Annotated in this window: 7 protein-coding genes and 2 rRNA genes; 7 read left to right on the forward strand and 2 right to left on the reverse strand. The window is 61.1% G+C overall.

Features of this window, described 5'->3' with window-relative positions; all coding sequences use genetic code 11:
• Positions 1-49: 49 nt before the first annotated feature.
• The gene (locus KI794_RS06630; RefSeq protein WP_255809570.1) at positions 50-1,117 is read right to left on the reverse strand and encodes an aminotransferase class V-fold PLP-dependent enzyme; all 1,068 of its coding nucleotides are present in this window, start codon (positions 1,115-1,117) and stop codon (positions 50-52) included.
• A gap of 82 nt (positions 1,118-1,199) precedes the next feature.
• On the opposite strand from KI794_RS06630, the gene KI794_RS06635 reads away from it, so the two are divergent.
• The 5 genes from KI794_RS06635 (at position 1,200) to KI794_RS06655 (ending at position 6,975) form a co-directional block, all read left to right on the forward strand.
• Complete coding sequence (locus KI794_RS06635; protein WP_255809571.1) at positions 1,200-2,174, forward strand: LysR family transcriptional regulator; 975 nt, start codon at positions 1,200-1,202, stop codon at positions 2,172-2,174.
• Positions 2,175-2,244: 70 nt separating this feature from the next.
• On the forward strand, positions 2,245-3,546 hold the full coding sequence (locus tag KI794_RS06640; protein WP_119283073.1) for an MFS transporter: 1,302 nt from the start codon (positions 2,245-2,247) through the stop codon (positions 3,544-3,546).
• Positions 3,547-3,581: 35 nt separating this feature from the next.
• Positions 3,582-5,105 carry a glutamate--tRNA ligase gene (gene gltX, locus KI794_RS06645; RefSeq protein ID WP_119283074.1) on the forward strand — a complete coding sequence of 508 codons (1,524 nt, stop codon included), beginning with the start codon at positions 3,582-3,584 and terminating at the stop codon, positions 5,103-5,105.
• A gap of 66 nt (positions 5,106-5,171) precedes the next feature.
• A complete protein-coding gene (locus tag KI794_RS06650) occupies positions 5,172-6,176 on the forward strand; it encodes an NAD(P)/FAD-dependent oxidoreductase (RefSeq protein WP_119283075.1) in 1,005 nt (334 codons plus the stop codon).
• Between the two features lie 85 nt (positions 6,177-6,261).
• On the forward strand, positions 6,262-6,975 hold the full coding sequence (locus tag KI794_RS06655) for a queuosine precursor transporter (protein WP_255809573.1): 714 nt from the start codon (positions 6,262-6,264) through the stop codon (positions 6,973-6,975).
• Positions 6,976-7,315: 340 nt separating this feature from the next.
• On the opposite strand, the gene tgt is transcribed toward KI794_RS06655, so the two are convergent.
• Entirely contained in the window at positions 7,316-8,644 is a 1,329-nt protein-coding gene (tgt, locus tag KI794_RS06660; protein ID WP_119283094.1) for a tRNA guanosine(34) transglycosylase Tgt, read from the reverse strand.
• A gap of 549 nt (positions 8,645-9,193) precedes the next feature.
• Here tgt and KI794_RS06665 point away from each other — a divergent pair.
• Positions 9,194-10,716: ribosomal RNA gene (locus KI794_RS06665) — 16S ribosomal RNA — on the forward strand.
• A gap of 441 nt (positions 10,717-11,157) precedes the next feature.
• Positions 11,158-14,270: ribosomal RNA gene (locus KI794_RS06670) — 23S ribosomal RNA — on the forward strand.
• Together the 16S and 23S rRNA genes form the textbook arrangement of a ribosomal RNA operon.
• Positions 14,271-14,341 lie beyond the last annotated feature (71 nt).

Here is a 14,341-nt window from a genome sequence, read left to right on the forward strand (position 1 = left end):
TGGCTCGCGCGGTTCACCCAGCTCGGCCGAATCGGCGGCCAGCTGGGCCCTACCGACCGAGCGCCCGCGCGAGCAGATCCACGTCGTCGGGCGTGTTCCAGAGGTGAAACGATACGCGAGCGTTCCCGGCCCGCCCGGAGGCGACGAGCCCGGCTGCCTGCATTGCGGCGAGGTCCGCGCCCTCGGGGTCCGGCCACGTGACGATCGCTGAGTTTCCTGCCGGAAGCCCGAGTACCTCTCGAGCTGAGTTCGCGAGGGCAACTGCGTGGTCGTGCACCGCTCTGGCGTCGAGCGCTGCGAACAGCTTCAGCGCTTCCTCGGTGCCTGCGATGAGCGGCCACAAGGGCGAGAGGTCGAACCTGCCTGTGCCCGCGGAGAGTGGGGTGTTGCCTGCGTAGCAGGAGCTCCACACGTCGTCGGCCGAGCACCAGCCTGCCGCGAGCGGGGTGAGCGTGTCGTCGAGGCCCTCTCGAACCGTGAGAAACGCGGTGCCACGCGGTGAGCACAGCCACTTGTATGCGTGGCAGACGGTGTAGTCGAAGTCTGCAGCGCCAACGGGGAGCCAGCCGAGCGACTGGGTGAGGTCGACGCATGTCTGCGCTCCAACTGCAGCGGCCGCCTCGACGATCGCCGCGTGGTCAGCGACCTCGCCCGTGGCCGACTGGACGAGCGAGAACGCAACGAGTGACGTCGCGGGTGTGATCGCTTCAGCGAGCGAGGCAGCGGGAGCGTACCGAACGGTGACGCCTCGCGACGCGAGCTGTTCGAATGGATGCGTGAGGGATGCGAAGTCGCCTGTCGGGCAGAGCACTTCGCCGCCATCAGGGACTCCCGTCGCGACGACGGACACGAGTTGCGAGACCTGCGATCCAAGTGCCACCCGTGAAGCTGGGACTCCGGCGAGCCCCGCATACAGCCCTCGCACTCGCTCGGCCGCGGCCCCGATCGCGCGGGCGTCGAGCGCTCCCTTCGACCAGTCGTCGTAGAACGCGTGGCCAGCACGCACCGTTTCGAGTGGGGGGAGCCCGCCTGTGCACGCCGAGAGGTAGCCGCTCGTTGGCGGGAAGTAGCTCGCAAAGTCGCGCGGCTGGGAATGCGGTGCCGGTGAGGGGATCATACGGATCAGGCTATGACGCGACAAAACATAAGAATAGAGAATGATTCTTATGAAAGACTTGCGTCTGGGTTATAGTGGTGCTGTGAACGCCACCCGTCCCATAGATCCGCTCGGCTCAATCGATTCGACCGAGCTGCGCATCCTGCACACCCTGTCGGTGACTGGATCGCTCACGGCGACCGCAGCGGCGCTCGGCCTGAGCCAGCCAGCGGTAAGCCAGCGCATCAAGCGCGTCGAGACGCGCCTCGCGGTTCCACTCATCGAGCGGTTCGGCCGTGGGATTCGGCTGACGACCGCAGGCAACATCCTCGCCGATCATGGCCGCACCGTGGTGAGCGAGATCGATGCTGCCCTCGCGGCGATCGACGATCTGCGTGGCGAACGGGCAGGCACCCTCCGGCTCGTCGGGTTCCCGTCAGCATCGGCGACAATCGTCCCCGCCATCATGCGAAAGCTCGCAGTCGAGGCGCCTGAGGTGGCCCTCCAGTACCGCGAGGCTGAGCCGCCCGAGGCGACCGAGATGCTCCGCGACGGCGAAGTCGACTGCGCGCTGATCTTCGACTACGAGGGGGCTGCAGAGCTTCCAGCAGGTTCGGCTTTCTTCCCGCTCTGGGAGGAGGAAGTGCAACTCGTCGTGTCTGAGAGCCGTGCCGCCGAGCTCGGGGGGCTCGGCGCGGCCGGGGCGCCAGCCAAGCTCGGCGAATTCGCCGCCGACCACTGGATCGCGGGCTGCGAGAAGTGCCGTGGCCACCTGCTCGCGGCTTCCCGCGACGCTGGCTTCGATCCAGAGATTATTCAGGAGACGGACAACGTGCCGGCAATGCTCGCGATGGCTGCGGCTGGCGGTGCGGTTGCGCTCGTGCCAGGTCTCGCCCTCGCCGCAGCACGCACGCTTCCCGAAGAGGCGGTGCTCGTCGAGCTCGACCCGCAGCGTCACCGAACGATCGGGCTGATCGCTATGGCGACAGCGAACGAGAGCCCGCAGGTGCGCCTCGCTCGGCGCCTGCTCGCCAGCGTCGACGGCACCTGTTGGGGTCTCACCCCAGTGGGGAAGTAGCCACACATCAGATAGCCGCCCATCCACTGAGCCGCAGCCAACCACACATCGCCATCAAAGGAGACGTCGCGTGACGACGAACACGGCAGCACAACCGAACCGGGCACACGAGTCGCACGGGTATCGGAATCGGCTCCCGCTCGAGCTTGGCGGCAAGCTGCAGCGTCGCACGCTGATCGTGCTCTCGACCGCGACGATTCTCGGCGGTCTTGGCTTTGGCGCCTCCGCCTCTGTCGGGGCGCTGTTGCTCGCAGAGGTGAGCGGCAACGACGCGATCTCTGGACTTGCAGCTGCGATGTCGAACGCGGGTGCAGCGGCCGCGGGAATCCCGCTCGCGCGGATAGCGGCCCGACGCGGGCGCCGCGCGGCCGTCGTGCTTGGTAGCTCAGTCGCAATGCTCGGCGCGCTCCTCGCGATCTCAGGAGCGGCGATCTCGCAGTGGTGGGTGCTCGCTCTCGGGATCGGGATCCTCGGCGTCGCCTCCGCCGTGCAGCTCCTGTCGCGCTTCGCAGCGACCGATCTTGCGCTGCCAGAGAACCGCGCACGCGACCTGTCGCTCGTGGTCTGGTCGATCACCGTCGGAGCGGTGATCGGGCCGAACCTCATGGGCCCGGGAGCTGTCGTCGGTGGGTGGATAGGCGTGACTCCGCTCGCCGGAGTCTTCGTGTTCACGTTCTTTGCGCAGCTTGCGGCCGTGTGCGTGAACTACTTCGGGCTGCGGCCAGACCCGTTGCTCACCGCCCGCGCATTGCAGGCTGAAGCCGCACAGGCTCGGGATGCAGGTCCCGAAACCGCGACCGAGGTCGCGGCCTCGCGCGGCGCAAAGATCCTTGCGATTGTCATCATCGGTATGGCCCAGGCCATCATGGTCGGCCTCATGGCGATGACGCCGCTGCACCTCAAGCACCACGGCGGAAGCGACGCGCTCGTCGGGATCACGCTGAGCCTACACATCGCGGGCATGTACGCGCTGTCGCCGGTGTTCGGCATCCTCGCTGGCAAGATTGGCAGGCTCCCGGTGATCGTCGGCGGCTGGGCGATCCTGCTTGTCGCAATCTACTTCGCCTACCTCTCCGGCGAGAACAGTCTGTATGTGCAGATCGCGATGACCCTCGTTGGCGTCGGCTGGAGCGCTGTGACTGTCGCGGGCGCGGCGCTGCTCACCGACCTGACCGCGCTCGGCGAACGGCCGAAGTGGCAGGGGCGCGCCGATACGTTCATGAGCGCCTCAGGTGCTGCGGCGGGTGTGCTTGCCGGAATCGTGTTCGCAATGAGCGACTTCTCGATCCTCGCGCTCGTCGCGCTCGCTCTGCTGACGCTCGGAGCGATTGCATCGATGTACCCGAAGCTGCGAGTAGCCAGGCAACACTGAAGCCCGGCCGCGCAATAACGGCTAAACTGATGGGGATGTCTACTACCGTCGAACCCCAGTTCTCAACCGCCACCGGCAGCGACGTTCGCGTTCGCTTCTGCCCCTCACCGACTGGCACGCCGCACGTCGGCATGGTGCGCACGGCCCTGTTCAACTGGGCGTACGCCCGCCACACGGGTGGCACGTTCGTTTTCCGTATCGAAGACACTGACGCTGCGCGCGACAGCGAGGAGAGCTACGGCCAGATCCTCGATTCCCTGCGTTGGCTCGGCCTCACCTGGGACGAGGGCATCGACGTTGGCGGCCCCCACGGGCCCTACCGCCAGTCGCAGCGTGGTGAGATCTACCGCGAGATCGCGCAGCGCCTGATGGACGCCGGCTACCTCTACGAGAGCTTCTCGACCGCCGAGGAAATCGACGCGCGCAACGAGGCGAACGGCCGCGCGAAGCAGCTCGGCTACGACAACTTCGACCGCGACCTTACCGACGAGCAGCGCGCGGCGTTCCGTGCGGAGGGCCGCGAGCCCGCGCTCCGTTTCCGCATCCCCGACATGGATCTCAGCTTCGACGACCTGGTGCGCGGGCCGATTAGCTTCCCCGCGGGGTCGACCATCGACTTCGTTGTCGTTCGCCCGAACGGTGCCCCGCTGTACACGCTCACGAACCCGGTCGACGACGCGCTGATGGGCATCACCCACGTGTTGCGCGGCGAGGATCTCCTGTCGTCGACACCGCGCCAGGTCGCACTGCACCGAGCGCTCGTTGAGCTCGGCATCGAGGCCGCGATCCCGCAGTTTGGTCACCTCCCGTACGTGCTGGGAGAGGGAAACAAGAAGCTTTCAAAGCGCGACCCCGAATCGAACCTGCTGCACCACCGTGAGCGCGGGTTCATCCCCGAGGGGCTCCTCAATTACCTGTCGCTGCTCGGCTGGTCGATCTCGTCGGATCGAGACGTGTTCACGAGCGACGAGATGATCGCCGCGTTCGACGTCACGGACGTGAACCCGAACCCCGCACGCTTCGACCAGAAGAAGGCCGACGCGATCAACGCAGACCACATCAGGCTGCTGAGCGAGGACGAGTTCTACAAGCGGATTCTGCCGTACCTCATTGCGGGCGGAGCGCTGCCGGTTGAGCCGAGCGAGCAGCAGCTCGCGACGGTTCGTGCGGCGGTGCCGCTCGTGCAGAGCCGCGTCACTGTCCTGTCCGAGGTCGTGCCAATGCTCGGATTCCTCTTCACCAACGCGGCCGCGCTCGTCTACGAAGACGACGCGCTCAAGTCGTTGAAGGACGACGCGCCCGAGGCGCTGCGTGCAAGCATCACCGCGCTCGAAGCCCTCCCAGCTGACGGGTGGGCGACGGAACAGATCCAGACGGCGCTGCAGGACGCGCTCATCGAGGGCATGGGCTTGAAGCCGCGCGTCGCCTTCGGGGCGCTGCGGGTTGCCGCCTCGGGTCGCCGCGTGTCTCCGCCGTTGTTCGAGTCGTTCGAGCTGCTCGGCCGCGAGGAGACGCTTGCGCGTCTCCGCCGGCTCGAGGCTCAGCTTTCTGGCGAGTAAACGCCTCAGGCGGGCGTGCCGCCCGCCTGTCAGGAATCGGTTGACTGGATGAAGGAGTGAGACCTGATGGTGATCGAGACGGTTGCGGATAATCCCGCGGCTCCCTACGGCGTCGCAATTATCGGCGGAGGCCCTGCTGGGCTGTCAGCTGGCCTGCAGCTCGTTCGGGCGAACCGACGTATCGCGATCCTCGACTCAAACAGGCCGAGGCACTCTGCCACGCTTCGCTCCCACGGTTTCCTGACCCGCGACGGTGCGCCGCCGCTTGAGCTTCGCAGGCTCGGACGCGAAGAGTTCGAGACCTACCCGACTGCGCGTTTCGCGCAGGCAATGACCCGCGAAATCGCACCGCTGACCGCCGAGGAAGCGCGCGAAGCTGGCTTCCCAGACGGAATCGGGTTCAAGATCAGGGGCACCGGGCTTCGGGGAAGCAGCGACGTCGAGATCCTTGCCAGGCGAGTGCTCATCGCCGCCGGCCTCACTGAGGAGCTTCCGCCGTTTCCGATGATCCGCGCGTACTACGGAACTGCGCTGCACTCGTGCGTTGAGTGCGACGGGTTCGAGAAGACCGACAAGCCGCTCGCGCTGATCGGCGAGACGAGCGACATGTTCGCTCGGGCACTGCTCATCTCACGGTTCAGCTCTGACCTCATCGTCTTCACGAACGGGGCCGACACGATCCGTGCTGAGCAGGAGGCTGAGCTCGCATCGATCGGGATCCGCGTCGAGCGCCGTGCCATCGACGACATCGTTGGCGAGAAAGCCGACATGACTGGCGTCCGTCTCGCCGACGGCGAGGTCATTGCCCGGGTTGGAGGCTTCGTTCGCCCACGCTGGCATGCGTCGGTCGACTACTTTGGTGACCTGGAGATCGAGCGCGACGACTGGGGCCTCGTGAAGGTCGACGAGCGCGGCGAGACCTCGATTCGCGGAGTCTACGCCGCGGGCGACACCGTCCCGCCCGGGCCACAACAGCTCATCATCGCGGCGGGCAACGGCGCAAGCGTTGCCGCGAAGCTCAACATGGACATGATCCGTGGTGCGCTCGGCGTCGGACAAGTCGACGAGTAAACTAAGGTGAGCGCTCACGGATAGTGAGCGAGAAGTTCGTAGTACAGACGTGGGGCAGCGCGTCGTCACTCTCAAGGAGACAGTTGTGTCTGAGCAACAGCGCGCCCACTTGGTGCCTGGTGACCGTGCGGCAGCGGCTGGGGGCCGCTACGCAGTAATTTCAGCGGCGTTCGTCGGGATCCTATTGATCTCAAACGTTGTCGCAGTGAAACCGATCGCGTTCGGTGCGATCGAGGTGGGCGACCTCTCGCTACCGCTCGTGTTCGACGGGGGAGTCTTCCTCTTCCCCCTCGCCTACATCCTCGGCGACGTACTTGCCGAGGTGTACGGGCTGAAAGCGTCCCGCCGTGCGATCCTCACCGCCTTCGCGCTTGCGCTCGTCGCGTCGTTGACGATACTCATCGTGCAGGTATCGCCGCCAGCGGCTGGGTGGGAGAACCAGGACGCCTTCGCGGCTGTGCTCGGGTTTGTTCCGCGCATCGTTGCCGCGAGCCTCGTTGCCTTCCTCGCGGGTCAGCTCGTGAACGCGTGGGTGCTGGATCGGCTAAGGCGCAAGACCTCCGGCCGCTTCCTGCGGACACGACTGATCGGCTCAACGATTGCTGGCCAGCTCATTGACACTCTGCTCTTTTGCACGATCGCGTTCGCCGGGATCATTACCGGCGTCGACTTCGTCATGTACGTCGTGCTCGGCTACGTGGTGAAGGTGCTCGCCGAGGTCGTGCTGCTCCCCGTCACTACCAGGGTCATTGCGTGGACGAGGCGTGCAGAGGAGTCTCGGGTGGGGCTCATCGCGTAGTCGGGCCTGGGGTCTGGGGGTCTTGGGATCTTAGCTTGCCCGCGTCAGCCGTATTCCAGTGGATCGGCGTTAGGTATGGCGGTCTGGGCTTTCGCGGTGATTGAGACTGCAGATCTCAGATGGATGGGTTGCTCGGCCCGCAGCTCGGCACGGGGGTGTGGGCGTTCCCGTCAGCCGTGCGCCAGTGGATCGGCGTTAGATCTGGCGTCTCGGGCATCTTCGGTGATTGGGACTGCAGATCTCAGACGAATGGGTTGCTCGGCCCGCAACGCGGCCCGCTGCCCGGTTCGCACCGGGGTGGGCCGCGAGGCTCTCTCGGCCCACCCCGGAGAGGCTGTGTTTAGGCAGAGTAGCGGGCCGCCGCTTCCCGCGCGAAGTCTGCCCCGTACTGCTTCGTGAGGATCTCCTCGCGCAGCTCGATGAACGTCCCATCAATGATCGATTCGCGGATCCTGTCGACAAGTCGCACGATGAAACGCTCGTTGTGAATTGTCGCAAGCGTCGAGCCGAGCATCTCTTTCGCCTTGAAGAGATGATGCAGGTAGGCGGCGGTGTAGTTCTCGCAGGTGTAGCAGTCGCACTCGGGGTCGAGCGCTTCGAACCGGCGCCGCTGCGTGGCGGCCTTCGCATTGACGCGGCCCGCGCTCGAGTACATCGTGCCGCCCCGAGCCTGGCGCGAAGGGGCGACGCAGTCAAAGGTGTCGGCGCCGGCCGCGATTCCAAAGAAGAGGTCGTCTGGCTCGGAGATCCCGAGCAGGTGCCTCGGCTTGTTCTCGGGTAGCTCATCGCAGACCCAGCCGACGATCTCGCCGAGCTCGGTCTTCTCTATCGCGCCACCGATGCCAAAGCCGTCGAATTCCTGTTCGGTAGCTGTTGCGCCCCGCAGCCCAGCGAGTCCACTTGCTGCGCGACGACGAAGATCCTCGTATTGCGCACCTTGCACCACCCCGAAGAGCGCCTGATACGGGCGGTGCTGACGATCGGCAGTCTGTCGGGCATGCTCGTCAAGGCACCGCACCGCCCAACGTTCAGTTCGCTCGACTGAGTCCTCTTGGTACGCACGCGAGTCGAGAAGTGTCGTGAGCTCGTCGAACGCGAACATGATGTCGGCGCCGAGCTGGTGCTGAATCTGCATGGAGATCTCGGGCGTGAAACGGTGCTTATCGCCGTTGATGAACGACTTGAATGTCACACCGTCTTCGTCAACGTGCGCGAGCCGCTCTTTGGTCTGTGCAATGACCTCGGCTTCAGCGTGCGCCTTCTCTGACATAGAGATGACCTTCTTAAAGCCGACGCCGAGCGACATCACCTGGAATCCGCCAGAGTCGGTAAAGGTCGGGCCGTGCCAGTTCATGAACTTTCCGAACCCACCCGCGGCGTCGACGATATCGCTGCCGGGCTGCAAAAACAGGTGGTAGGCGTTCGCGAGCACGGCTTGGCCCCCGAGCTGGCTGACGGTCTCGGGCAACAGCGACTTCACGGTCGCCTTCGTGCCGACGGGGATAAACGCCGGAGTCTGAATGTCGCCGTGAGGGGTGTGGATCGTGCCTGCGCGGCCGAGGGGCTGCCCGTCGCTGCCAACGGCGCCGCCCGTCTCGAGCCGGTGGTCGACGTCGAATGAGAAGTCAGCAGGGGAGGGGGACACGTGGGTCGCGGAAGAGTCAGTCACCCACTCAGTGTAGAAGTTGCGCCCTGCGAGCACCCAACACGCGCGGGAACGATCAGTATCGAGGGTGAGAAGACGAGTTTTGCGCTGTGTGTAGCGATGGCGAGCGAAAGCCTACGCGGGGTGAACTGGAACCCAATACTGCATGAATGGCGGAAAGACGCGAAGACACGCCCGAGAATGCGCCACGGCTTGCCCTTCGGCTGGGATCGCCGTAATGTATTCCCTTGTCAGCGCAACGCAGCCGGGCCGCAGAGCGGTTCGGTCTAGACGGATGCGCTGGAATCACCTCGTGTGATACGATAGAAAAGTTGCTCTTCGGAAAGCCTCAGGGTGAGTACGGTGGGTGTCTGGATCTTGAGAACTCAATAGTGTGCACTTAAATTGTCAAATGCCAATTTATTATCCCCGGCATCAAGCTTTCTGGTTTGGTGTTGGAGATTCCTTTTTTGGATAACAAAGAAATTTCGTCAGTATTGATGAGTTTCTGTTGTCAGGTTAAACTCGCTCGCTTGCATGGCTTATTCCGCTGTGTGTGTGGGCATGTAATTTTTTACGGAGAGTTTGATCCTGGCTCAGGACGAACGCTGGCGGCGTGCTTAACACATGCAAGTCGAACGATGAAGCCCAGCTTGCTGGGTGGAAGAGTGGCGAACGGGTGAGTAACACGTGAGTAACCTGCCCTGAACTCTGGGATAAGCACTGGAAACGGTGTCTAATACTGGATACGACCTATCACCGCATGGTGTGTAGGTGGAAAGATTTATCGGTTCTGGATGGACTCGCGGCCTATCAGCTAGATGGTGAGGTAATGGCTCACCATGGCGACGACGGGTAGCCGGCCTGAGAGGGTGACCGGCCACACTGGGACTGAGACACGGCCCAGACTCCTACGGGAGGCAGCAGTGGGGAATATTGCACAATGGGCGCAAGCCTGATGCAGCAACGCCGCGTGAGGGATGACGGCCTTCGGGTTGTAAACCTCTTTTAGTAGGGAAGAAGCGAAAGTGACGGTACCTGCAGAAAAAGCACCGGCTAACTACGTGCCAGCAGCCGCGGTAATACGTAGGGTGCAAGCGTTGTCCGGAATTATTGGGCGTAAAGAGCTCGTAGGCGGCTTGTCGCGTCTGCTGTGAAATCCCGGGGCTCAACCCCGGGCCTGCAGTGGGTACGGGCAAGCTAGAGTGCGGTAGGGGAGATTGGAATTCCTGGTGTAGCGGTGGAATGCGCAGATATCAGGAGGAACACCGATGGCGAAGGCAGATCTCTGGGCCGCTACTGACGCTGAGGAGCGAAAGCATGGGGAGCGAACAGGATTAGATACCCTGGTAGTCCATGCCGTAAACGTTGGGAACTAGATGTAGGGCCTGTTCCACGGGTTCTGTGTCGTAGCTAACGCATTAAGTTCCCCGCCTGGGGAGTACGGCCGCAAGGCTAAAACTCAAAGGAATTGACGGGGGCCCGCACAAGCGGCGGAGCATGCGGATTAATTCGATGCAACGCGAAGAACCTTACCAAGGCTTGACATAACCGAGAACGCTGTAGAGATACAGAACTCTTTGGACACTCGGTTACAGGTGGTGCATGGTTGTCGTCAGCTCGTGTCGTGAGATGTTCGGTTAAGTCCGGCAACGAGCGCAACCCTCGTCCTATGTTGCCAGCACGTTATGGTGGGAACTCATGGGATACTGCCGTGGTCAACACGGAGGAAGGTGGGGATGACGTCAAATCATCATGCCCCTTATGTCTTGGGCTTCACGCATGCTACAATGGCCGATACAAAGGGCTGCGATACCGCGAGGTGGAGCGAATCCCAAAAAGTCGGTCTCAGTTCGGATTGGGGTCTGCAACTCGACCCCATGAAGTCGGAGTCGCTAGTAATCGCAGATCAGCAACGCTGCGGTGAATACGTTCCCGGGCCTTGTACACACCGCCCGTCAAGTCATGAAAGTCGGTAACACCCGAAGCCGGTGGCCTAACCCTTGTGGAGGGAGCCGTCGAAGGTGGGACTGGTGATTAGGACTAAGTCGTAACAAGGTAGCCGTACCGGAAGGTGCGGCTGGATCACCTCCTTTCTAAGGAGCACTCAGCAACATGGTTGCTGCAGAATGGTGCGTTCATCACCGATCGTGTGATGCGTAACCGCTCATGGGTGGAACATTTGATAAAGCAAGCTGTGATTAGCTCGCCGGTGTGAGTACATCATGTCCGTTTTTTACGGGTGTGGGAGGAAAGCTTGGGTGAGTTGGTGATTGCTTCATTAAGTGCATACTGTTGGGTCCTGGAGACCCAGACCTGCTGATGCTTTTTGGGTGTTGGTGGTGCTTGGTTTCTTCAGCCCTGGTGTCTAGAACGTGTTGTCTAGTTGTCCAGGGATTGACCGTACGTTGAGAACTACACAGTGGACGCGAGCATCTTCGATACACGCACCTGACCTTTCGAGGTTGTGGTGTGTGTCTCATTGGTCACGTGAGATTTTCGGATCTTACGTGTTTCTAAATAATTTACTTATGTGATTTCAAGTTTCGAAGAGCAAACGGTGGATGCCTTGGCATCTGGAGCCGAAGAAGGACGTAGTAATCTGCGATAAGCCTCGGGGAGCCGATAAACGGGCTGTGATCCGAGGATTTCCGAATGGGGAAACCCCGCCAGCGCGCGTGCGTAGCTGGTGACTCCCGCCTGAATATATAGGGCGGGTAGAGGGAACGTGGGGAAGTGAAACATCTCAGTACCCACAGGAAGAGAAAACAACATGTGATTCCGGTAGTAGTGGCGAGCGAACCCGGATGAGGCTAAACCGGTGGTGTGTGATACCTGGCAGGGGTTGCATCATCGGGGTTGTGGGACGTTTCAAGGAGCGCTGCCATGCTTCTAGCGTGAATGTTCAGGTTATAGGGGAACCGCTTGGAACGGCGGACCGGAGTGGGTGAGAGTCCCGTACCCGAAATGATCTGGCTGCGCGAGGCGTATCCCAAGTAGCACGGGGCCCGAGAAATCCCGTGTGAATCTGTCAGGACCACCTGATAAGCCTAAATACTCCCAGATGACCGATAGCGGACTAGTACCGTGAGGGAAAGGTGAAAAGTACCCCGGGAGGGGAGTGAAATAGTACCTGAAACCGTTTGCTTACAATCCGTTGGAGCAGCCTTGTTGCTGTGACAGCGTGCCTTTTGAAGAATGAGCCTGCGAGTTAGCGATATGTGGCGAGGTTAACCCGTGTGGGGAAGCCGTAGCGAAAGCGAGTCTGAATAGGGCGATTCAGTCGCATGTCCTAGACCCGAAGCGAAGTGATCTATCCATGGCCAGGCTGAAGCGCGTGTAAGAGCGCGTGGAGGGCCGAACCCACTTAGGTTGAAAACTGAGGGGATGAGCTGTGGATAGGGGTGAAAGGCCAATCAAACTTCGTGATAGCTGGTTCTCTCCGAAATGCATTTAGGTGCAGCGTTGCGTGTTTCTTGCCGGAGGTAGAGCTACTGGATGGCCGATGGGCCCTACAAGGTTACTGACGTCAGCTAAACTCCGAATGCCGGTAAGTGAGAGCGCAGCAGTGAGACTGTGGGGGATAAGCTTCATAGTCGAGAGGGAAACAACCCAGATCACCATCTAAGGTCCCAAAGCGCGTGCTAAGTGGAAAAGGATGTGGAGTTGCTGTGACAACCAGGAGGTTGGCTTAGAAGCAGCCATCCTTGAAAGAGTGCGTAATAGCTCACTGGTCAAGTGATTCCGCGCCGACAATGTAACGGGGCTCAAGCACGCCACCGAAGTTGTGGCATTCATATAACAGGTAGGCCTTCGTGGTCCAGCCGTATGGATGGGTAGGAGAGCGTCGTGTGGCGAGTGAAGCGGCGGTGTGAACCAGCCGTGGATGCCACACGAGTGAGAATGCAGGCATGAGTAGCGAAAGACGGGTGAGAAACCCGTCCTCCGGAAGACCAAGGGTTCCAGGGTCAAGCTAATCTTCCCTGGGTAAGTCGGGACCTAAGGCGAGGCCGACAGGCGTAGTCGATGGACAACGGGTTGATATTCCCGTACCGGCTGGTAACCGTTCAAGACCTAACTAGTAGTGCTAAGCAAACCAAAGCTTCATGGATCCTTCGGGTGATGTGGGGTGGCGGCTGCGAACCCGAACTGGGGTGGTGAGCGTGAGGTGTGACGCAGGAAGGTAGGTGATCCCGGGCGATGGTTGTCCCGGGCTAAGCATGTAGCCTGCGGGATAGGCAAATCCGTCCCGCATATAAGGGTGAGATGCGATGGGGACCCGTATGGGGAAGTCATTGATCCTATGCTGCCGAGAAAAGCATCGACGTGAGGTTGCTAGTTGCCCGTACCCCAAACCGACACAGGTGGTCAGGTAGAGAATACTAAGGAGCTCGAGATAATTATGGTGAAGGAACTCGGCAAAATGCCCCCGTAACTTCGGGAGAAGGGGGGCCATCCACTTATACGGGCTTTGCTCCGGAAAGGGTGTGGTGGCCGCAGAGACCAGTGGGGAACGACTGTTTACTAAAAACACAGGTCCGTGCTAACACGCAAGTGGACGTATACGGACTGACGCCTGCCCGGTGCTGGAAGGTTAAGAGGAGCGGTTAGCAGACTTGTCTGCGAAGCTGTGAATTTAAGCCCCAGTAAACGGCGGTGGTAACTATAACCATCCTAAGGTAGCGAAATTCCTTGTCGGGTAAGTTCCGACCTGCACGAATGGCGTAACGATTCCCCAGCTGTCTCCACCGTAAACTCGGCGAAATTGCAGTACGAGTAAAGATGCTCGTTACGCGCAGAAGGACGGAAAGACCCCGTGACCTTTACTACAGCTTGGTATTGGTGTTCGGTGTGGCTTGTGTAGGATAGGTGGGAGACTGTGAAGCGGGCACGCTAGTGTTCGTGGAGTCATTGTTGAAATACCACTCTGGTCATATTGGATATCTAACGACGAACCCTGATCGGGTTTTCGGACAGTGCCTGGTGGGTAGTTTAACTGGGGCGGTTGCCTCCCAAAAAGTAACGGAGGCGCCCAAAGGTTCCCTCAACCTGGTTGGCAATCAGGTGGCGAGTGTAAGTGCACAAGGGAGCTTGACTGTGAGACTGACAGGTCGAGCAGGGACGAAAGTCGGGACTAGTGATCCGGCAGTGGCTTGTGGAAGCGCTGTCGCTCAACGGATAAAAGGTACCTCGGGGATAACAGGCTGATCTTGCCCAAGAGTCCATATCGACGGCATGGTTTGGCACCTCGATGTCGGCTCGTCGCATCCTGGGGCTGGAGTCGGTCCCAAGGGTTGGGCTGTTCGCCCATTAAAGCGGTACGCGAGCTGGGTTTAGAACGTCGTGAGACAGTTCGGTCCCTATCCTCTGCGCGCGTTGGAAATTTGAGAGGATCTGACCCTAGTACGAGAGGACCGGGTTGGACGAACCTCTGGTGTGCCAGTTGTTCTGCCAAGGGCATGGCTGGTTGGCTACGTTCGGGATGGATAACCGCTGAAAGCATCTAAGCGGGAAGCCGGCCTCAAGATGAGATTTCCGTAGGAGTTTACTCCTGTGAGGCTCCCAGTAGATGACTGGGTTGATAGGCCAGATGTGGAAGCGCGGTAACGTGTGGAGCTGACTGGTACTAATAAGCCGATGACTTGACTTCTTCCCAAATAGTGTTTTGGGGCATGAGTAAAGTGTTGTAACGATGTTCGCGTCTACTTTGTGGTTCTTGAC

This window comes from Leucobacter aridicollis (genome assembly GCF_024399335.1).
Lineage (GTDB): Bacteria > Actinomycetota > Actinomycetes > Actinomycetales > Microbacteriaceae > Leucobacter > Leucobacter aridicollis_A.